18 protein-coding genes and 1 riboswitch are annotated in these 20536 nt (G+C 41.2%); of the genes, 14 read left to right on the top strand and 4 right to left on the bottom strand.

Features of this window, described 5'->3' with window-relative positions; genetic code table 11:
• Positions 1 to 535 precede the first annotated feature (535 nt).
• The 4 genes from IM509_RS04240 (at position 536) to IM509_RS04225 (ending at position 5384) form a co-directional block, all read left to right on the top strand.
• Positions 536 to 2254, top strand: coding sequence for an ABC1 kinase family protein (locus IM509_RS04240; RefSeq protein ID WP_002788657.1), 1719 nt, complete (start codon positions 536 to 538; stop codon positions 2252 to 2254).
• A 36-nt stretch (positions 2255 to 2290) separates the two neighbouring features.
• On the top strand, positions 2291 to 2668 hold the full coding sequence (locus IM509_RS04235) for a hypothetical protein (RefSeq protein WP_052277861.1): 378 nt from the start codon (positions 2291 to 2293) through the stop codon (positions 2666 to 2668).
• 129 nt (positions 2669 to 2797) lie between these two features.
• Complete coding sequence (locus IM509_RS04230; protein WP_052277860.1) at positions 2798 to 4135, top strand: anthranilate synthase component I; 1338 nt, start codon at positions 2798 to 2800, stop codon at positions 4133 to 4135.
• A 283-nt stretch (positions 4136 to 4418) separates the two neighbouring features.
• Positions 4419 to 5384: a permease gene (locus tag IM509_RS04225; RefSeq protein ID WP_052277859.1), complete on the top strand. Its 966-nt coding sequence runs from the start codon at positions 4419 to 4421 to the stop codon at positions 5382 to 5384.
• A 188-nt stretch (positions 5385 to 5572) separates the two neighbouring features.
• Here IM509_RS04225 and IM509_RS04220 read toward each other — a convergent pair whose 3' ends face one another.
• The 3 genes from IM509_RS04220 to IM509_RS04210 all read right to left on the bottom strand — a co-directional run bounded on the left by IM509_RS04220 (position 5573) and on the right by IM509_RS04210 (position 9934).
• The gene (locus tag IM509_RS04220) at positions 5573 to 5782 is read right to left on the bottom strand and encodes a hypothetical protein (RefSeq protein WP_002760925.1); all 210 of its coding nucleotides are present in this window, start codon (positions 5780 to 5782) and stop codon (positions 5573 to 5575) included.
• Positions 5783 to 6036: 254 nt separating this feature from the next.
• Complete coding sequence (locus IM509_RS04215; protein ID WP_052277858.1) at positions 6037 to 8544, bottom strand: tetratricopeptide repeat protein; 2508 nt, start codon at positions 8542 to 8544, stop codon at positions 6037 to 6039.
• Complete coding sequence (locus IM509_RS04210) at positions 8513 to 9934, bottom strand: hypothetical protein (RefSeq protein ID WP_185237136.1); 1422 nt, start codon at positions 9932 to 9934, stop codon at positions 8513 to 8515. The genes IM509_RS04215 and IM509_RS04210 overlap by 32 nt, the downstream gene beginning before the upstream one ends.
• A 233-nt stretch (positions 9935 to 10167) precedes the next feature.
• Positions 10168 to 10301: riboswitch (guanidine-I (ykkC/yxkD leader) on the top strand.
• 68 nt (positions 10302 to 10369) lie between these two features.
• Between IM509_RS04210 and IM509_RS04205 the strand changes: the two genes are divergently transcribed.
• The 10 genes from IM509_RS04205 (at position 10370) to IM509_RS04160 (ending at position 19096) form a co-directional block, all read left to right on the top strand.
• Positions 10370 to 11548: an agmatinase family protein gene (locus IM509_RS04205; protein ID WP_185237135.1), complete on the top strand. Its 1179-nt coding sequence runs from the start codon at positions 10370 to 10372 to the stop codon at positions 11546 to 11548.
• 6 nt (positions 11549 to 11554) lie between these two features.
• On the top strand, positions 11555 to 11911 hold the full coding sequence (gene hypA, locus IM509_RS04200) for a hydrogenase maturation nickel metallochaperone HypA (protein ID WP_036402098.1): 357 nt from the start codon (positions 11555 to 11557) through the stop codon (positions 11909 to 11911).
• A gap of 58 nt (positions 11912 to 11969) precedes the next feature.
• On the top strand, positions 11970 to 12659 hold the full coding sequence (gene hypB, locus IM509_RS04195; protein ID WP_185237134.1) for a hydrogenase nickel incorporation protein HypB: 690 nt from the start codon (positions 11970 to 11972) through the stop codon (positions 12657 to 12659).
• 63 nt (positions 12660 to 12722) lie between these two features.
• Positions 12723 to 13763, top strand: coding sequence for an ABC transporter substrate-binding protein (locus IM509_RS04190; RefSeq protein ID WP_052277857.1), 1041 nt, complete (start codon positions 12723 to 12725; stop codon positions 13761 to 13763).
• Positions 13764 to 13849: 86 nt separating this feature from the next.
• Positions 13850 to 14665, top strand: a complete 816-nt coding sequence (locus IM509_RS04185; RefSeq protein ID WP_002777588.1) for an ABC transporter permease — start codon at positions 13850 to 13852, stop codon at positions 14663 to 14665.
• 70 nt (positions 14666 to 14735) lie between these two features.
• On the top strand, positions 14736 to 15494 hold the full coding sequence (locus IM509_RS04180) for an ABC transporter ATP-binding protein (protein ID WP_052277856.1): 759 nt from the start codon (positions 14736 to 14738) through the stop codon (positions 15492 to 15494).
• A 267-nt stretch (positions 15495 to 15761) separates the two neighbouring features.
• Complete coding sequence (locus IM509_RS04175) at positions 15762 to 16724, top strand: orange carotenoid-binding protein (RefSeq protein ID WP_002765486.1); 963 nt, start codon at positions 15762 to 15764, stop codon at positions 16722 to 16724.
• A 229-nt stretch (positions 16725 to 16953) separates the two neighbouring features.
• Positions 16954 to 17280 (top strand): fluorescence recovery protein, encoded by a 327-nt coding sequence (gene frp / locus IM509_RS04170; RefSeq protein ID WP_002746320.1) that lies wholly within the window; start codon positions 16954 to 16956, stop codon positions 17278 to 17280.
• 167 nt (positions 17281 to 17447) lie between these two features.
• The gene (locus IM509_RS04165) at positions 17448 to 17963 is read left to right on the top strand and encodes an alpha/beta hydrolase (protein ID WP_072926031.1); all 516 of its coding nucleotides are present in this window, start codon (positions 17448 to 17450) and stop codon (positions 17961 to 17963) included.
• 218 nt (positions 17964 to 18181) lie between these two features.
• Entirely contained in the window at positions 18182 to 19096 is a 915-nt protein-coding gene (locus IM509_RS04160; RefSeq protein ID WP_052277854.1) for a DNA adenine methylase, read from the top strand.
• Between the two features lie 359 nt (positions 19097 to 19455).
• Here IM509_RS04160 and IM509_RS04155 read toward each other — a convergent pair whose 3' ends face one another.
• On the bottom strand, positions 19456 to 20343 hold the full coding sequence (locus tag IM509_RS04155; RefSeq protein WP_052277853.1) for a formylglycine-generating enzyme family protein: 888 nt from the start codon (positions 20341 to 20343) through the stop codon (positions 19456 to 19458).
• Positions 20344 to 20536: the final 193 nt, after the last annotated feature.

Here is a 20536-nt window from a genome sequence, read left to right as displayed (position 1 = left end):
GGCTCTTCGGTTTGTGTTATGCAATGGACGGGGGTTATAAGGGATGGAACCCTTATAGAGAAAGGCATGGCTGCGATTTTTGTCAATTGTTTTTGCTCTAGAGCGAACTAATCAATTAAGTCTCTTGCCAGATAAGGATTTAGTCGATTTATGCCCCCCTATCGAACCATACCAAGTAACGAAGAACCCATAAAAAAGAACTGGATTCCTTGCTGATTCTACGATTTCAGAAGTTTAATAAATCTCAGATTATGAACGTCTAAAGTATAGACCCGAGTTATGGAATCGGCAGTCGCTGGAATATCGATGAAAATATGGTTAATGATGCCGTTAACTTTATAGAACAGCTTGTTGAAAATATCCATCAGGTACTTGAGGACATCCACTAGCCGAGAATTTCCCCGGCAGTCCAGCAATAAATACTTATGATTTCTCAGGAAATTATAACAATTATTAAATAATGTGTAGTTTTGTATACTGATGTCAAGAACTTAGCTACAATATGAAGTGGCGTAAGATATATAGAGATTAGCTAGTGAGTCGGCATCAAGACAGTCAAACTGACCGGAAACGAGAAGAAACACAGTTCACTCCTTACAGTGCAGAAGCGATCGCTCAACAATACCGTTACAAACCTTGGCAATTGTTCGGTCGCGCTTTCGTGATTACTTGGTCTTTAGGATTATTTCTCCTCAGTCTCCTCTGGGACAAATGGACAAAGCAAGAAGAAGCCAATAAATACCAGCGTGCCAGCGAACTTAGGCAAATTCTCACCTGTTTGGGTCCCACCTTCATCAAAGTCGGTCAAGCTCTCTCTACCCGCCCCGACCTCGTTCGCAAAGACTTTTTAGACGAATTAGTTAAACTACAAGACCAACTTCCCCCCTTCGATAACGACATCGCTTTTGCCCTTATCGAGACAGAATTGGGAATGCCTGTAGAAAAAGCCTATCGGGAAATATCCCCCACCCCTGTGGCTGCCGCTAGTTTAGGACAGGTTTACAAAGCTATTCTACCCACCGGCGAAGAAGTAGCCGTTAAAGTGCAAAGACCGGGGCTGCGGGCGCTTTTAAGCCTCGATTTATACCTAATGCGCTGGGCTGCCCAAAAATTCGGTCCTTTATTACCCCTCAATCTCGGCCACGACCTCACCCTGATTGTCGATGAATTCGGCACCAAACTCTTTGAGGAAATCGACTATCAAAACGAAGGTCGCAACGCTGAAAAATTCGCCACCAACTTCCAAAATAACCCCGAAGTTAAAGTTCCCAGTATCTACTGGCGTTATAGTGGTCGCCGCGTCCTCACCCTGGAATGGATTGATGGCTATAAACTCACCGATACCGAGAATATCAAAGCTTTAGGATTAGACCCCAATAGTATCGTTAAAATCGGCGTAACCTCTGGATTACAGCAACTCCTCGAACACGGCTTTTTCCACGCTGATCCCCATCCGGGTAATCTTTTCGCCACTTTTGATGGTCGCATGGCCTATATCGATTTTGGCATGATGGACCAGTTAGAGGAGGAAACTAAAGAAACCCTCGCTAGTTGCGTCGTCGATTTAATTAACAAAGACTACGAAAACCTGGCCGCCAACTTTGTCAAACTGGGATTTTTAACCCCAGAAACCGATATAAAACCAATTATTCCGGCTCTAGAACGGGTTTTAGGCAATGCCATCGGTCAAAGGGTCGGTGACTTCAATTTCCGCACTATTACCGATGATTTCTCCGAATTGATGTACCAATATCCCTTCCGGATTCCCGCCAAATTCGCCCTGATTATTCGTTCCCTCGTCACCCAAGAAGGGGTGGCCCTTACCCTCGATCCTAACTTCAAAATCGTCCAAGTAGCCTATCCCTACGTCGCTAAACGTCTCCTGACCGGGGAATCGCCCCAACTGCGGCGGCGTTTACTGGATGTACTGTTCAAAAACGGTAAATTCCAATGGCAACGCCTAGAAAACATGATTACAATGGCTCGCTCGGAAAGTAACTTCGATTTACTGCCCACAGCGCAATTAGGCATCACTTTTCTTCTCTCGGAAGAAGGTCGTTATCTGCGTCGTCAATTGCTATTAGCTTTAACGGAAGATGACCGTCTCCACACTGCCGAAGTGCAACGTCTCTGGGGTTTAATTCAAGGAGAATTGCAACCGCGGCGACTCTTGGATGTGGCCATGAGCGCTTTTCGGGAATTATCCAGCCAAGGTGTGGCCGCTGTCCTTCCGCGAGAAACCAGTTCGCGTTAAAGTGTTTAAGGTCATCATCGCTTAATCACTTTTTCTATGGATTATTATTTTCTGCCCCAACCGCCCTATTTTCTAGTTTTTGCCGGTTTATTTATCGGTATTACCTGCGGGGCCGCTTTTGAAGCTAGTCTCAAGCAAGTGGTTAACAATTGGTATAAAAATAAGGGTTCAGACGATCAAAATCTTTTAAAATCCAGTGCCTTACAAATTCCTTTTATTGGTATTTGTGTAGGAATCTGTCTTTTCCTGGCCTCGGGATTAGATATATTTATTCTCAATGGTTGGGTTGCCTACGCTATCTCTCTCCCGATGACTATCTTTATTGGTGGTTTGGTTTGGAGTCAGTTAGGGGAATTATTAGGCCAATTACAGCGCGGTGGTTCTAAAGAAATTGACCTCGATTATCGGGGATAATTAGGAGGCAGCAAACATTTAGGACTAAGATAATAGGTGTTAGCAGATAGGAAAGATCAACTCCCCCACAACTAACACCAAAACCCTAGTTATACCCAATTTCCCAGCTATTTTGGCCCGCAATTTTAGATGCAAAAACCTTTAGCATGGCATTGGCGATCGCTTCCTCTGCATCAGCGCACTGGTTCCGAGGTTTTTGCCTGCTTATTCTGCCAAGATGCGATCGCTACTTTACTAGAAAGTCCCTATCCGGGTAATTCCCTTTCCCGTTACTCTCTTTGTGCTGGTTCCCCGCGTCAGCTTTGGACCCCCGCACTAGGGGAAATTTTGCCCTTTTTAAGCAGTTTACTCCCCCAAACCCGATCGGATGTTCTTCCCGATCATCTTCCCTTCCATGGCGGTTGGTTGGGGTGGTTAGGCTACGATTTAGCTTGGGAGATAGAAAAATTACCGGACAGGAAAGCTGATACTCTCCCTTTTCCCGTCGCTTATTGGTATGAACCGGATAGTTTTGCCATTCTCGATCACCAAGCACAAATTCTCTGGTTAGCTGCCACTAAACCCGAAGATTTAGATAAATACGAACAATCTTTAACCACTAACCCCGATTTTGAGTTGATCGATCCCCATCCCTCTCCCTTAATCTTTTATACCTCTCAACTCGACTACGAAAAAGCTGTTAAAAAAGCCTTAGATTATATCAGAAAAGGCGATATTTTTCAAGCAAATTTATCCCTAAGATTTCAAAGCACAACTAGGGCAAAAGGATGGCAAATTTATCGCAGTTTACAACAGATAAACCCTTCTCCTTTCGCTAGTTATTGGCGCACCCCTTGGGGAGAAATGATTAGTTGTTCTCCCGAAAGATTGGTAAAATTAGAAAGGGGAATAGCCAGCACTAGACCGATCGCTGGAACCCGTCCCCGGGGTAAAACCGAGGCACTCGATCGACAATTAGCCGAGGAACTATTAACTAATAAAAAAGAGCGGGCCGAGCATATTATGCTAGTGGATCTAGAACGCAATGATCTGGGTAGAGTTTGTGAATGGGGATCGGTTGATGTGGATGAATTACTGACGATCGAGCGTTATAGCCATGTTATGCACTTGGTCAGTAATGTTCAAGGAAAATTAGGTAAAAAGTATCATGCTATTGATTTAATTAAAGCTCTTTTCCCCGGGGGAACAATTACCGGTTGTCCGAAAGTTCGCTGTCTAGAAATTATCGAAGAATTGGAACCGATGCGACGCAATTTATTCTATGGTTCCTGTGGCTATATTGACCTACGGGGTCATTTAGATTTGAATATTCTCATCCGTACCCTATTAATGACCACTCAAGGGAATTTTAACACCGTTTGGGGACAGGTGGGAGCGGGAATAGTTGCCGATAGCGATCCCGAAAAAGAATGGTTAGAATCCCTTCATAAAGCTGAGGCACAATTAATCGCTTTACGTTCTTTTTAATTTTTGATTTCAACAAACTAACCTAAGTAGGTAGGCATTAAAAATTATCAGATGCCCCCCTTATTAAGGGGGGACTAAGGGGGGATCGGCACCCCCCTTATCAAGGGGGATCCCCCCGCCTTTGGCTTCCCCCCTTATCAAGGGGGGCTAGGGGGGATCGAACCTAAAATCCATGTTTAATTTAATTATAACCAGCTACCTATTGTTGCATCTAAAACCGCTCTTTTTACTTTTTACCTTATCTGCTATTTTGTAGGATAGCTGCCGATCTTGAACCCTATTCATGAATCAAATTTCTATCGCTGTTACTTTTTTTCTTAGTTTAGTCTTGACCTCGCTTCCCTTTTTACTTTTGGGGACAGCCGTTTCCAGTTTTTTGCTGGTTTTCGTCAATAAACAGCGATTAGCGGCGATATTTCCCCGTAATCGAGTCTTAGGAGCGATCGTTGGCAGTGCCATCGGATTAATTCTACCCGTCGGACAATACGGCACGATTCCCGTCGCTAGAAGATTCTTATTAGAGGGAGTACCCCCGGGGGTGGTGTTTAGCTTTCTCACCGCTGCACCTACCCTAAATATCGTCACTCTTTGGCTAACTTGGCAGACTTTCAGCTATTCTAGTGTTTTCTTCTATCGATCGCTTTCGGTCTGGTTAATGGCAATTGTTATCGGCACTCTCTTTAGTTTCTATCGGGAAAACCCCCGCACCGATAGCGAAATTCCCCTAGAATCGAGTTTAGTTCTTTCCGGGAGTTTTTTACCAGAGGAAGCAGCCAGTCAACCCCTACAAAGAGTCGGCAGTCTTGTTTATGAGTATAAAACTAGAGATAGGCAAGCTTGGCCAATTTCTGTGCAGTTATTTCTCGATAACTTTATCGATGAAGCACTGGAATTAGGGGGATTATTAATTATTGGCTGTGCGATCGCTAGTGTCTTTCAGCTATTATTACCTCAGAGTCAATTAATTGCCTGGGGGAATACTCCCGCTACTCAAATTCTCGTGCAGTTGTTCTTTGGTTTCACTCTCGCTGTTAATGCTAGTCTTAGCTCTTTTGTCCCCGGTTCTTTAATTACTAATCTGTCCGTGGGTTCCACTCTAGCTTTTTTACTGGTTGCTTCCCTCATTGATATTAAAGCTTTTATCCTCCTCCTATCAGCTTTCCGTCCTAAAATCGTCCTTTATTTCGGAATTTTATGCCTGTTAATGACTTTTTTAGTGGCTCTGATCCTCAGTTTCTATCTAGGTTGAATTCCTTCCGGATCAGAAAAATTTTCTCTTGACAAAAGCCCCTTGACATGATACTATATTCATAATGGAAAATCCGTGCGCCTACAAGCCCTATTTTCCTAAGCATTTAAACTCTAACTCATCCTGATTCTGCTTGCCGGAGTTGTTTAGTTGTTTTTGAATGGGTTTCGGAATAATAACTCTGTAGTTCACGCTTGAGTTGCCTCATATTCTTCGAGGGTTAGATAGTCTCCTGCTTGATAAGCTGATTCAGAAGCGATTATGTTAGCTTGCTCTTCTTCTGTAATTTCTATTGCAGTATGTCGTTCTTTGATAAAGAGCAAAAAGTCAAGTAATTCAGTCAAAAGGGTGTCAGGTGTCTGCTCGATTTCTTTAATTAGTTGTTCTTTGAGTGTCATAGCTTTATCAGTAATCAGTAATCAGTAATCAGTTATCAGTGATTAATTCCATCATAGTCGATGATTAGGTGGTGGGTTACTGGACTAGGTAATAGGTGTAGGGGTAATTCATGAATTACCCCTACAATCGGCTAGGTTTTTCTGGATGTTGTCAAAATTTTCTCTTGACAAAAGCCCCTTGACATGATATTATATTCATAATGGAAAATCCCTGCGCCTACAAGCCCTATTTTCCCAAGCATTTAAACTCTAACTCATCTTAATTCTGCCTGCCGGAGTTGCGACAACATAGTTTTATAGTTCTCCATAATTGTTTGGGTATGGGGATGATTTTTCCCTAATACTTGGGTAGCAATCTTAATCGCTTCTAGATAGAGAGGTTCTGCTTCTGTGTACCTGCCTTGGTAACAGTACAATGCTGCTAAATTGTTGAGGGAAAGTGCCACAGAGGGATGATTGTCTCCTAAGAGTCGTTTTCTCAAATCTAATGCTTCTAGATAGAGAGGTTCTGCTTCTGTGTACCTGCCTTGGGAATCGTACAATGCTGCTAAATTGTTGAGGGAAGTTGCTACATCGGGATGATTGTCTCCTAAGAGTCGTTTTCTCAAATCTAATGCTTCTAGATAGAGAGGTTCTGCTTCTGTGTACCTGCCTTGGGAATCGTACAATGCTGCTAAATTGTTGAGGGAAGTTGCCACATGGGGATGATTGTCTCCTAAGAGTTGTTTATACAAATCTAATGCTTCTAGATAGAGAGGTTCCGCTTCTTTGTACCTACCTTGGGAATAGTACAATAGTGCTAAATTGTTGAGGGAAGTTGCCACATCGGGATGATTGTCTCCTAAGAGTCGTTTATACAAATCTAATGCTTCTAGATAGAGAGGTTCTGCTTCTGTGTACCTGCCTTGGGATTCGTACAAGTGTGCTAAATTGTTGAGGGAAGTTGCCACATCGAGATGATTTTCTCCTAAGCGGGTTCGAGTTGCGGTTAAACAAGCTTGACAGTAAGGTTCAGCAATAGCATACAATCCTTGTCCGTTATAGTACCAAGCTAAACCCGTATAGGACGAAACTAAATCCTCATCAGCGATATATTGGGGATATTCCCTGACAGCTTGTTCAATATGGGGAATTAAGGGAGTCAGATTTTGAATAATATCTAGAGTAGGAGTTTGGGGGACTGTTCTCGATGTATCTGTCATCACCGTACAATAACGACTTTTTGCGGTATTGGCTATCTCGGAACCTTCTAATTTTTCCCGTAGATAAAGACGGATGAGGGGATGCAGTTGATACCATTGATTGCCTAAAGATTTCAGCAAATTAAGCTTAACCAAGCTATCGGTTAACCATTTTTCTATCTCGTCTTTAGCTTCATCAGAAAATAAACTGATGATTAAGTGCTTGGGAAAAGGTGCCGAAGCAAATAAACTGAGATAAAGAGCTAATTTTTGTTCTTCTGTTTCTAACAGTTGCCAACTGAGTTCCAGAATTGTTTTAATACTGCGGACTTCCTCCTTATCAGAGTTGAGATATTTTAAGCCTTTCTTCGGGAATTTTTCCTTGATATTTGCTAAAGTTTCAGTGGTTTCTTGTCTCAGAAAACTGCCTAGTAATTGTAATCCTAGAGGCAAATATCCTAAACACTGACAAAGTTGCTTGGCTGCCTCTAACTCCGCGGTTAGACGTTCTTTTCCTAAGTAGGTTTGCAGTAAATCTAAAGCTTGCGCTGCTGTGAGAACATCTAAGTTTATCGTTGATAGCGATACCCCTAAGTAACTAAAGCGAGTGGTAATCAAAACCCGAAAACGAGATTCTTTTCCCGGTGGTAGATAAGATTTAATTTGGTCGTAGTCACGCACATCATCAAAAATAATTAAAGCATTTCCCTCGGGCCAATTTTGCCAACAGTAACGCACTCGTTCACTTAAGGTTCCCTGATTGGGGATGTTTAAACCCAGGTATTCTCTGGCAAAAAATAAAATAGCTAAACCGGGGTCACTGTTAAGGACATTTATCCAACAAATACCCGCAGGATAATCCCCTTTATGTTGCCAAGCATACTGTAAAGCTAATTCAGTTTTTCCCGAACCTCCCATCCCACTTAAAACAATTAGGGAAGATTGCTGAAAAGCTTGATGAATCCGGGATAATTCCTGTTCTCTACCAACAAAGTTAACTGCTGTTCCTGGTAAATTATAGGGATCATGAACTGTATTTTTATCGGTAAATAGCTGATTATATTTGGTAGCTTGGGTTGAATTTTCTGTTAAAAGTAATCGCAGGAAAAACCAAGAATTTAAATCTGGCATATACCGAATAACTTTGTTAGTAAAATCATGATTCATCCACCAAATTTGTCGGAGATTAAAGCGAGCTAAATTTTCTCGATTGAAATTAATTAATTGCAAGGCATCTACTAGGGAAACATCAGAAAAAGCGGTTTCAAAACCAGTAATTGATACTACTCCCGACTCCAATTCTGCCAATTGTGTTAACAAGAAGTTCAAGACAAAAGAGGGTTTTTCCCATATTGGTAAGACAATTTTATAAAAAATAATGCCTTGTTCTTGCAGTTTATTCTCTAATTCTCTAACTACTTGCTGACGGGAAAACTCATCATAAAATTCCACCCTAGCTAAACCTCTAGATGGTCTTCGTCCCCATAATAGCAAACGAGCTGCTGTATGGGAAATAGTACCCGGTTCTAACTCCGATTGATTAGTTTGATTAACTTGATGTACCACCGGGGACACCTCCATCGGGAGCAGTAGGAATATGACCTTGAGCATTTAAAATATCAACCACAAGGGGATGCACCATAAAGCATCTTTCCCCGTCTCCATCTACTTCTTGAATCGCACGATCATTTAATAAAGCGTATAATATCTCATTGGGAATTTGTGCTTCTGGATTAGCATCATAAATTCGTTTTAACAATAATACCTTATCCCCATAACTAACATGATCGGTATCATAAGGATTTTGGCCTAAACGTCTTTTATATTCTGTTCTTAAACTGCGAATTGCCCTGCTAATATGACTAGACATGATCAGATTTTGTTGATTGACAATTGCCTCATCAGAAGCTTCTCTAACTAAATAAAATAAATCTCTGATATTGCCACCAGATGCAATAATAACCCGCTCTATTTGTCCATCTTCAAATAAATTAGATTTAATTCTTGCTTCTAAAACTTTTCTCACTGCTTCCCGTCCTTTTTGGTTAGGAGTATGATCTTTTTGGCAAAAAACTGGAGTATCGGGAATTAGGAGATTATGGCCAAAAGTGAGGTTAATCCCGGGAGATGAATTATATAATCCAATCGGAATATTAAAAATAATGTGAATGTCTAAATCTTTGAAAATGTTAGAATAGTTTAAAAATAAATCCCTGACCGCTTCTTGTGAAACACCAGCTTTATCGAAGTCCTCTCCAATAATTAACCAGCTTCTCTGCATAGTTTCCTGTAAGTTCTGATCACATTCTTTTAGGAGTTGATTAGCAATATTAATTAAATCTCTGGAACGGGAAAGACGGTATTCAACAACTTTTTTCTCTCGCGAGGAAGCAAACCGGAATTCTCCCTTGAGAGAGGCAAAAAGTCCGAGAATTTTATTCCAGAAAGAATCTTCCTTTACTCCCGCTCCTGCTTCCGTTTTGATTTGACTTTCTCTGGTTTCCTTGCGGGTAAATTCTTCAGAACTAAACCAATCCCAAAGCTTTTGTAAATTTTCATCACTGGGTTGTCGAGAAATTTTAGCGGTTTTCTCAACAATTTCTACCACCATAAAGAGAAACACATCAAGGGGACTGAAATTAATCGCATCGAGTTCATTTAAAACACTAAATCGCAGGGGTTCAAAATGCTGTTTAATCTCAGGATCATTAATTAAACGAGTTAATTCTGTCGATTTGCCTACCCCCGTGTGTCCCATTAAACAGGCTTTGTAATATTGTTGCGTATCTATGACCCGTTTTAACCCTAATTTTAGACGCTGAATTTTATCTTCCCCTCTCACCTTATTCATTTCTTCTCGATAAAAAGCATCTATTTCCTTCTGAGTTAATAGGGGTTCAGGAGATATAGTTAAATAGATTTCATCAAGAGTAGTCGCCGGTTCAAAGCGAGTCAGAGAGGGGTGTTGCATAGAGACAGGAAAAATCATTCTCTGGAGATACTTTTTATTATATAAGTAGCTGGTTATAATTAAATTAAAAATGGATTTTAGGTTCGATCCCCCCTTAATCCCCCCTTAATAAGGGGGGCATCTGAAAGTTTTTAATACCCACCTAATTATTCAGCAAACCATATCCAAGCGGGAAAAATCAGCTTTCTGTAGTCTGTGATACCATTTGTTGGATTGAGATCGTCTAAGGTCAGAGAAACTGCTTCTAGGGTTCCGATTTAAGCGTCCTTAAATGTCAAGTCCGAGAGGAGCAAGCTAGTCTTAAATGAGCGGATCAAAAATTTTTCCGTCTAAGCTGGCTACACGGCGGGATAAAAGCCCGGGAGACTTTAAGGATAACTGTTTTGAGGCAGTGTCTTTGAAGACTCCCGGGTTATTGTATTTTGAGGTGAAATGATGTCCGAGGAATCTACTTTTCAACCCCCGCGTTTAACCGAAGCTGAACAGGCCCTAGAAAAAGAACGCCATTTGCCCCTAACCGGTTGGCAACAGGAAGTTTCTCAGGGGTTAACCTACGGTTTAGAGGCGGCCGATAGTATTCGCGATCGCAGTATTCCCACCTTTTCCAGGGGTGAGTTACCCCACTATGCGGGAATTAACACCTTTATGAAGGCCCCCTATTTGGAAGATGTGCGGAATGTGGGCAATTATGACGTGGCAATCGTCGGTGTTCCCCATGATTCGGGGACAACTTACCGACCCGGAACTCGTTTTGGTCCCCAGGGAATTCGGCGGATTTCGGCTCTTTATACGCCCTACAATTTTGAATTAGGGGTAGATTTGCGCGAACAAATTACGCTCTGTGATTTGGGGGATATTTTCACCATTCCTGCTAATAATGAAAAGTCCTTTGATCAAATCTCGAAGGGGGTTGCCCATGTCTTTAGTTCCGGCGCCTTGCCGATTATTTTAGGGGGTGATCATTCCATTGGTTTTCCGACAGTGCGGGGTATTTGTCGGCATTTAGGGGATAAAAAAGTCGGTATTATTCACTTTGATCGCCATGTGGATACCCAGGAAACGGATTTAGATGAACGGATGCACACTTGCCCCTGGTTTCATGCCACCAATATGAAAAATGCTCCTGCTAAAAATCTCGTCCAATTAGGGATTGGTGGTTGGCAAGTTCCCCGTCAAGGTGTTAAAGTGTGCCGCGAGCGGGCCACTAATATTTTGACCGTCACCGACATTGTGGAACGAGGCATTGATGCGGCAGCCGAATTTGCCTTAGAACGAGCTTTAGATGGTACGGATTGCGTTTGGATTAGTTTTGATATTGATTGCATTGATGCCGGTTTTGTTCCCGGTACGGGTTGGCCAGAACCTGGCGGTTTATTACCCCGTGAAGCCTTAGCTTTATTAGGTAAAATTATCCAAAAAGCTCCCATTTGTGGCATGGAAGTGGTGGAAGTTTCCCCTCCCTACGATATTAGTGATATGACCTCTTTAATGGCTACCCGTGTTATTTGTGATGCCATGGCTCATCTGGTGATTTCAGGTCAATTACCGCGTAAAGAAAAGCCCTATTATATTCATCCTGAGGCCAATCTGGCCGTTGACGAACCCTGGCAGTAATTTCCTATGCACGAAACTGATATGACCAAGGCGTTAATTATGACAGTTCGAGATTGGTATGATAGCCAACCTGAAAAGCTCAAAATTGAAAAAATTCATCTCATGGTTGGTGAATTTACCTGTGTCGAACCGGTCAGTTTACAATTTGCCTTTGAAGTTCAAACTGCCAATACTTTTCTTGCCGGCGTGGAATTAGCTATTAAAAATATTCCCCTAATTGCTTATTGTCATTGCTGCCAAAAAGATTATCAACCCCAAATTGGCCAGCAATATTCCTGCCCAACTTGTCGATCACCGATGGAGGATATTCGTTCAGGTCGAGAGTTAAAAATTGACCACATTGAATATTCTTTAGATTTTTAAACAAAGTTGGGCGATCGCTTATAAAAGTTCGATGATCAATTATTCATTCTCAATTAAAATGCACCAAACTTTTGACGCGGCCCTAGAAATTAATCTACTTCATGCCAATCAAGCAGGAGCCGATCACAACCGGGAACATTTTGACGAGTGGGGTATTACCTGTTTAAACCTGATGAGTAGTCCTGGTGCGGGTAAAACTGTGTTATTGGAAAAAACCCTCGCAGCCTTAAAAGATCAATTAAAAATGGCTGTTATTGAAGGTGATATGACTACAGAACTAGATGCAGAGCGCCTGAGACAATATGGAGTTCCCGTGATTGCCATTAATACGGGTCGCTCCTGTCACTTAGATTCCAAAATGGTAGCTGGGGGAATTCATCGTTTCCAAGAAGATTATAACCCCAAAGAGTTTGATTTATTGTTGGTGGAAAATGTGGGAAATTTAGTTTGTCCCGCCGAATTTGAGGTAGGGGAACACGCAAAAGTTGCTCTATTAAGTATTACTGAAGGAGAAGATAAACCCCTCAAATATCCAATTATGTTTCAAGAGGCGGATTGTCTGATTATTACCAAATTAGATCTGGCTCCTTATTTAGAGATTGATTTAAAAAGTTTAGAGGCAAATGTTCGTTCTATGAATCCCGATGTAACCATTATTGCTCTTTCTGCTCAAACAGGAGAAGGTTTAGAAGAGTGGTTAAATTGGCTAAAAAGCCAAGTCCATAGGCCGAAGTTTTTGAATTGTTAATCAGTAACAGTTTTTGAGATTTATTTCTGCTTTACTAGCTGTCATCTCTCAAGGCTATTACCTATGAAACGGCGCAATTTTTTCTCCTTACCTCTCGTTTTTTTTAGTAGCTTACTCCTAACCATTAGTTGTAATCAAGCTCCTCAGCAAACCCCCAATGCAAGTAGTTCTCTAAATAATACTACCCCCATTGTCATTGGTTATAGTAATTGGGCCGGTTGGTGGCCCTGGGCGATCGCTGAAGAAGAGGGATTATTTGCTAAAAATGGGGCTAATGTTCAAATGAAATGGTTTGATGGTTATCTTGAATCCTTGCAAGCTTTAGCTGCCGGACAATTAGATGGAAATAGTCAAACTCTCAACGATACAATCGCTTTTGCGGGAGATGCAGTGAATGGTCAAGTTGCTGTTTTAGTCAATGATAACTCGTCAGGAAATGACAAAGTTATTGTCACAGAAGAGATTAAAACGATTCAAGATTTAAAAGGCAAAAAAGTTGCTGTTGAAGAAGGTGTTGTCGGTGACTTTCTCCTCAGTTTAGCCCTAGAAAAAGAAGGAATGAGCCGTAAAGATGTGCAAATTGTCCCCATGGAAACAGGGGCTGCTGCCGCCGCTTTTGCATCGGGAAAAGTGGATGCAGTGGCCGCTTTTCCACCCTTTTGGTCAACCGCCCTTAAACGAAAAGGTTCCAAAGAATTAATTAGTTCTAAAGCTTTTCCCGGTGCTATTCCTGATTTATTAGTTGTCAGTGCCAAATTAATCAAAGAAAAGCCAGAACAGGTTCAGGCTCTTGTCAAAACCTGGTTTGATGTTCGAGAGTTTATGACTAAAAATCCCCAAAAAGCCGATGAGATTATGGCCAAGCGTGCGGGCATTAGTCCAGAAGAATTAGCCCTATATAAAGAGGGAACGAAGTTTTTTACTTTAGAAGAAAACCTAGAAGCGTTTAGTCCGGGGAAAACCATGAAAAATATGCCCTTTGCCGCTCAAAAAATGGCTGATTTTATGATGGAAGTTGGCTTTATTAAAAAAGTCCCCGATCTAACAACTATTCTAGATTCCCAATTTGTCAAGGCCTTGGCAAATCAAGACAAAAACTCCTAATTATTCCCTCGATCATTGACTGCAAGAATTGTTTGATAACTGGGTGATATTGGCTATCAAAATTATTCTTTTCTTTGGCAAATCCCATGACCACAACACCTAAAACGCTTCCTCAAAGCACTTTTTGGCGGATTACCGAGGATATTCCCGAATCCCTAAAGTGGACTTTAATGGTTTCCTCTATTATTGTCCCGCTTATTTTCTGGTTACTAATCTCTAGTTTTGCGGGCATTGAATCTGTATTTTTACCCTCTCCTTTAGCCGTTATTCAGGCCTTAGGAAAATTAGCAGAACAGGGCTTTTTAATTCAAGATACTATTACCAGTTTTTTGCGAGTAGTTGGGGGCTTTTTTTTGGGAGGATTGTTTGCTATTCCTCTAGGAATTTTAATGGGAACTTTTCCGAGTATTCGCAGTTTAATGGAACCGATCATTGGCGTTGTCCGTTATATGCCCGCTCCTGCTTTTATTCCCCTATTGGTTATTTATTTGGGTATTGGAGAAACGTCAAAGATCATGCTGATTTTTATCGGGACAATTTTCTTTAATACTCTGATGATTATGGATGCAGTTAAGTTTATTCCCCGGGAATTAATCGAAGTAACTTATACTCTTGGAGGAACTCGAAAACAGGTTTTATTTAAAGTGATTACTCCCTATATTATTCCTAATATTATCGATACTTTTCGTGTTAATATGGCGGCGGCGTGGAATTTGGTAGTGGTAGCGGAATTGGTAGCGGCGGATAATGGATTAGGCAAACGCATTTTATTGGCTCAGAAATTTCTGAGAACCGATGAAATTTTTGCCTGTTTAATTGTCCTGGGAATTATTGGCTTTGCTCTAGATTTAAGTTTTCGTTTGTTTTTGCAGTGGACTTGTAAATGGTCAATTACTCGTTAACCTAAAAACTCAAGCACAGAGTTTATTATGTCACCAGTAAAGTTATTTTAATGATAAGAGAAGAACCTTAATGCACTTAGAAATTACTCAACTCAATAAAATTTTCACCACTAAACGAGGTGCTGTGGTCGCTCTGAAAGATATTAATTTACACGTTGACAGTGCTGAATTTGTCTGTGCGGTCGGGGCTTCTGGTTCGGGAAAATCGACTTTGTTGCGAATGATTGCGGGTTTAGAACTGCCCACTTCCGGCAAAATTACCGTTGATGGTGTTGAAGTGACAGGGCCAGGAGCCGATCGCGGCATGGTTTTTCAAAATTATACACTCTATCCCTGGATGACGATCCAAAAAAATGTTGAATTTGGCTTAAAACTACAGGGATTATCGACAAAAGAATGCTGGGAAGTGGCCTGTTATTATCTGGATATTGTCGGTTTAACCCAATTTGCTAATGCTTACCCTAGAGAACTATCGGGTGGGATGAAACAACGGGTTGCGATCGCCCGCTCTCTTGCTTGTCATCCCAAAGTTTTATTAATGGACGAACCTTTTGCCGCTTTAGATGTACAAACCAAAGAAAGAATGCACGAATATTTAATTGAAATTTGGCAAAAAATTAGGTGTAGTATTTTAATGATTACCCATGATGTGGATGAAGCGGTTTTTTTGGCGCAACGTATTTATGTTTTGAGTGCTAGGCCAGGGACTATACAACGGGAATTAACAATTAATTTACCCGCAGATCGTAATTATAAAATTAAACGACAATCTCAGTTTTATGACTATACGGATCAAATTTATGGCCTACTACGGGGTGAGAAATCCTAGAAAAAACTAGGAAGCATCAAGAGTAGTCACGGATTGAAAACGAGTTAGAGCAGCAAAAATCATCCTCAAACAGCGATCGCTCGATGCTGCAAACCCTAGATAAATGATGGAACAGTTGTTCAACCATTAAGATTTGGTGATAATACCGGGTAAGTGTGATCTAAAGTACAGCTTTTTTGGGAAATTTTCTCCATCGGTGCTGCCTTGGGTCGCCAATATGATAGAATGTCAGTAAATTGATACAAAACTTTACTTCAAGGTGAATCTATGCCGTTTACGATCGAATCAGCGCGGAGCATTTTCCCCAACACGCTATCAGCGGATGTGGTTCCTGCCACGATTGCGCGTTTCAATCAGCTGAATACCGAAGATCAACTAGCCTTGATTTGGTTTGCCTACCTAGAAATGGGCAAAACCATCACCGTTGCCGCCCCCGGCGCTGCTAGTATGGTGTTTGCCGAAAAAACCATGAATGAAATTCGGCAGATGTCACCCTTGCAACAATCGCAGGTGATGTGCGACTTAGCTAACCATGCTGACACCCCGGTTTGTCGCACCTACAGCACTTGGTCTGCTAATATCAAACTGGGATTCTGGTATCAATTAGGACAATGGATGGAAGATGGCAGTGTTGCCCCAATTCCCAAGGGTTATGAACTATCTGCTAATGCCAGCGCCGTTTTAGACGGGATTAAAAAATTAGAGTCGGGACAACAAATCACCGTTCTGCGGAATTGTGTGGTGGATATGGGCTATGATCCCAAGAAACTGGGCGATTATAACCGTATTTCCGAACCCGTGGTTCCTCCCCAAAATATTGCCGAACGGACTAAAGTTAGCATTGAAGGCGTTACCAATGCCACCGTCCTCAACTACATGGACAACCTCAACGCTAACGACTTTGATGTATTAATTGAATTATTCACCCCTGACGGCGCTCTACAACCACCTTTCCAACGTCCCATCGTCGGTAAAGAGGCAGTATATCGCTTTTTCCGCGAAGAATGCCAAAATTTGAAATTAATCCCCGAACGCGGTGTGGTGGAACCCGCCGATGACGGTTTTACTCAGATTAAAGTGACGGGAAAAGTACAAACTCCTTGGTTTGGTGCAGGTGTGGGTATGAATATGGCATGGCGCTTCCTCCTAACTCCTGATAATAAAATTTTCTTCGTAGCGATCGATTTATTAGCTTCTCCGAAAGAATTATTAAACTTTGCCCGTGGCTAAATAGCTACTGAGAGAAATCATTAAAAATTCTGATGAAATTTATTAGAGTTCCTTGTCAAGTGAACTCTTTTTTTTATACAATTAAAAGGCTGACTTAAAAAAATTGGTAAATACACCGGTTTCTTCTCCGATCTAGGTAAGAATAACTAAACATCATTCTTAACAGGTGTCGGCGAAAAGAGTCGAGGTAGTTCAAAAATCCAAAATTATCATCCCTAAAACTAAAATCATGCCTATGAGTGAAATAATTTGGTCAGATACCGAACAAGAAATTGCTCAAACTGCTTTCCAAAAAGCCTATCAGCGCGAAACTAGCACTTTAATAGAACATATTAAAGAACAGTCTGGTCAGATCACGGTTTTAGATGATATCTGGCAAATGCACGATTATCTAAGCGCCCGACGACATCAGATTGATGGTAAATATGACTATCGCTATACTTCCCTAATTTTTGTCTTTGCTCAACTATTAAAGGAAGGATGGTTGAAGCTAGAAGATCTCAACGGTTTGGAAAAAGATAAACTAGCGAAAATCGCTGCTCTCTCGCGAATGTAAATTAATGATTAGCATTAAGCTATCAGCTTTCTGCCCCTTGTTGGGTGACTAAAAAATTCATCTCTAGATAATCAACTCCGTCTTAAGTTTTTCCTAAGCGGCAACCAATTCCGCTAGAATGAGTCAATCATCCCGATCGCTTTTCGCTTGTTTTGCACCTTTGGTTTATGTTCAAAAATCTTTTACTTCCCCTAGGAATATCTATCTTTCTCGGTGTTTGTCAATCTTTGTCAGCCGCCGAATCAGCTATCATCAAATACTACATCTTCCAAGGGTCCGTATCGGTATCAGAATTAAAGCAATTGAGCGAAACAGGCGAATTAGCCCCCGCTTTAGCGGCACAATTAAAGATGGCTAACCAAAAACCCGAAGAATTCCGTAAAATCCTTAATCGTCGCGTAGCGGTGGATGCCGTCTTTCTTTCCAAATTTCTTAATAGTTTTTTTGGCGAAAGTTTGCTAGATTATGCCGCCGAAATTGTCCATACACCCAATCGGGCTGCTAGTCGGCAAGCTTTACGGGGTTCCCTAGTCACTTCTGCCATTAATGATAACGAGATTCAAATCATCGAAGTCCTCGCTAATTATCCCACCAGCGAGGTTCATGTGGATGGCAATCGTCTGCTGGATTTAATTAACCAAATTGAGTCAGTATTGAAAAAAATGCCCCGTTTACCTTTCTGATATCTAATAGATAAGTAGGTAGGTGTTAAAAATTGTCCGATACCCCCCTTGTTAAGGGGGGTAGGGGGGATCAAGCCCAAAATCTATCTTCAATTTAATTATAATCAGTTACTTATATTGGATATTCAGATGCGTTAGCCCAGCGTAACCCATTCTCTGATCAGGTTTTCATGAATTGCGCTGTAAATTGAATAGATTAGGATAATCTAGTAATAATAATGACTACTTCTTTGTCTGAAAGGAAAACAGTTAGCGGCAAACCTTTTTTAAAGTGGGCGGGAGGCAAAACTCAACTGGTTCCTAATATTCTATCTTTGATTAATTCCCAGATTTCTCAGGATTGTCAGTTTAACTACATTGAACCTTTTGTCGGAGGTGGGGCAGTTTTATTCTCAGTATTAAATAATCCCTATCCTGTTCAAAAAGTTATTATTAATGACATCAATCCTGATTTAATCATGGCTTATAATGTTATTAAAAATAATGTCAAAGAATTAATAGTAAAGCTTAAAAAAATCCAGCAGGATTTTTATGAACTTAAAAATCTAGAGGAACAACAAAAGTTTTTTTTAGATAAAAGAATAGAATTTAATTCTCGCAGCTGCGATGACTGTCTAGAAAAAACAGTTTTGTTATTATTTCTCAATAAAACTTGTTTTAATGGACTTTATAGAGTCAATAGCAAAGGACTTTTTAATGTCCCCTTTGGAAAATATGTCAAACCGTTGATCTGCAATGAAGAAAACTTATTAGCTGTCAATCATCATTTACAGAAAGTGACGATCCTACAAGGAGATTTTGTCCAAACTCTAAATTATGCCAATAACAAGACTTTATTTTATTTTGATCCTCCCTATAAACCGATTAAAAAAACATCAGCTTTTACCTCTTATACTAAAGAAGATTTTAACGATGAGGAGCAAATAAGATTAAAACAATTTATCGATCGAGTGGATCAGGCTGGTTATAAATTTATCTTAAGTAATTCCGACCTTAAAAACTTTGACTCTGACAATAATTTTTTTGATGACCTATATAAAAACTATAATATTCAAAGGGTAAAAGCCCGAAGAAATATTAATTCCCAGGGCAATAATAGGGGAGAAATTTGGGAATTACTGATCAATAATTAGGGTTTGCGGCAAAAAGTTTTTCCCGGGGGCAGGGTGTGGGGTGTGGGGTGTGGGAATTATGAATTATGAATTATGAATTATGAATTTGGGTGTGGGGTTTTGTCGATTTTTAGGTGGCCAATTACCTAATTTTCAGGGAAAAAGTGCCTAAATTTCTCCCCAATCCCTTTACTATTGCCTCTTATCTCGTCTCAACAAGCAATTTATACTAAATCCGTTGAGTAACGCACAGAAAACGGGTTTCTCCGAGAAACCTGTTTTCTACTCATATAATTCTCTCAATCCCCCCATAGTACACGCATAGTACATTTGCCCAAAAAAATCGAACAAGGGTAAAAAGGGAAAAAAGAGGAAAAGGGTTACACAGTCCCCCCAGCACCGCACACCACCCGAAAACCGTAGGAGTAGTAGTGGCGGCGGCTGTAGTAGCTGCGGAAAGCAGAACGGCAGTAATACGGATTGCTGTACCAAGAACCGCCCCGCAGCACTTTGGTAGTAGATTTGTTCATGCTAATCCAAGCACTCCCATCAGTGGGTGCGCCTTGATAATTAGGGTGATAATCGTCCTCACACCATTCCCAAACGTTTCCGTGCATATCGTACAGACCAAAGGCATTAGCTACCTTAAAATAGCCTACTGGTGTCGTCTGTTTTCGATCAATGCCTTTTGGTCCCCTTCCATAATTCCCTGGATAAACTTTTTGGTCTCTTTCCCAATCAGTTCCGCTGTAATTAGCCAAATCTGTGGTAATCGTCTCCCCAAAATGAAAAGCGGTTGTTGTCCCCGCTCTACAGGCATATTCCCATTCTGCCTCACTCGGTAGCCGATACTCCCCTGTTGTTTCCCTTGATAATCGTTTACAGAATTCCGTTGCTTGCTCCCAGTTTACTTGTTCTACGGGTCTTGTCCATCTATCCTGCTCTTGATATGGCTCTTTGAAGTGGGAAGGCTCTAGTTCTAGATCGATGTCTATTTTAGCAGTTGCGGCGATCGCTCGCCACTGTGCTTGGGTGATGGGATAGCGTCCCATGAAAAAAGCTGAAATATTAACGGTGTGTTGAGGACTTTCTCTTTGAAAATAGTCTCGATCGTATTCTTTACAGAGTCTTTCTATTTCTTGATCTGGGGTTCCCATCTGGAAGGAACCGCTAGGGATAAGCATCATGTCGAGATTAATGCCTTCCCCTAAATTCTCGCTGTAATATTGTGCTTCTCGCTGCTGTCGGTGAATGATTAATTTAGTCATTTTTTCTGAAGCGGTTAAGTAGCTGGTTATAATTAAATTGAAGATAGATTTTGGGTTCGATCCCCCCCACCCCCCTTGATAAGGGGGGCATCGATCCCCCCTACCCCCCTTGATAAGGGGGGCATCGATCCCCCCTACCCCCCTTGATAAGGGGGGCATCGATCCCCCCCACCCCCCTTGATAAGGGGGGCAT

This window comes from Microcystis sp. M31BS1, from assembly GCF_020245285.1.
Taxonomy (GTDB): domain Bacteria; phylum Cyanobacteriota; class Cyanobacteriia; order Cyanobacteriales; family Microcystaceae; genus Microcystis; species Microcystis panniformis.
Note: the sequence above shows the minus strand (reverse complement) of the source record. Positions and strands in the feature narration are given on the sequence as shown.

Coding starts and splice junctions, on each gene's coding strand:
- IM509_RS04235 (WP_052277861.1), top strand. CDS start 2,291: ATGGATTATTATTTTCTGCCCCAACCGCCCTATTTTCTAGTTTTTGCC.
- IM509_RS04230 (WP_052277860.1), top strand. CDS start 2,798: ATGCAAAAACCTTTAGCATGGCATTGGCGATCGCTTCCTCTGCATCAG.
- IM509_RS04225 (WP_052277859.1), top strand. CDS start 4,419: ATGAATCAAATTTCTATCGCTGTTACTTTTTTTCTTAGTTTAGTCTTG.
- IM509_RS04220 (WP_002760925.1), bottom strand. CDS start 5,782: ATGACACTCAAAGAACAACTAATTAAAGAAATCGAGCAGACACCTGAC.
- IM509_RS04215 (WP_052277858.1), bottom strand. CDS start 8,544: ATGGAGGTGTCCCCGGTGGTACATCAAGTTAATCAAACTAATCAATCG.
- IM509_RS04210 (WP_185237136.1), bottom strand. CDS start 9,934: ATGCAACACCCCTCTCTGACTCGCTTTGAACCGGCGACTACTCTTGAT.
- IM509_RS04205 (WP_185237135.1), top strand. CDS start 10,370: ATGTCCGAGGAATCTACTTTTCAACCCCCGCGTTTAACCGAAGCTGAA.
- hypA (WP_036402098.1), top strand. CDS start 11,555: ATGCACGAAACTGATATGACCAAGGCGTTAATTATGACAGTTCGAGAT.
- hypB (WP_185237134.1), top strand. CDS start 11,970: ATGCACCAAACTTTTGACGCGGCCCTAGAAATTAATCTACTTCATGCC.
- IM509_RS04190 (WP_052277857.1), top strand. CDS start 12,723: ATGAAACGGCGCAATTTTTTCTCCTTACCTCTCGTTTTTTTTAGTAGC.
- IM509_RS04185 (WP_002777588.1), top strand. CDS start 13,850: ATGACCACAACACCTAAAACGCTTCCTCAAAGCACTTTTTGGCGGATT.
- IM509_RS04180 (WP_052277856.1), top strand. CDS start 14,736: ATGCACTTAGAAATTACTCAACTCAATAAAATTTTCACCACTAAACGA.
- IM509_RS04175 (WP_002765486.1), top strand. CDS start 15,762: ATGCCGTTTACGATCGAATCAGCGCGGAGCATTTTCCCCAACACGCTA.
- frp (WP_002746320.1), top strand. CDS start 16,954: ATGCCTATGAGTGAAATAATTTGGTCAGATACCGAACAAGAAATTGCT.
- IM509_RS04165 (WP_072926031.1), top strand. CDS start 17,448: ATGTTCAAAAATCTTTTACTTCCCCTAGGAATATCTATCTTTCTCGGT.
- IM509_RS04160 (WP_052277854.1), top strand. CDS start 18,182: ATGACTACTTCTTTGTCTGAAAGGAAAACAGTTAGCGGCAAACCTTTT.
- IM509_RS04155 (WP_052277853.1), bottom strand. CDS start 20,343: ATGACTAAATTAATCATTCACCGACAGCAGCGAGAAGCACAATATTAC.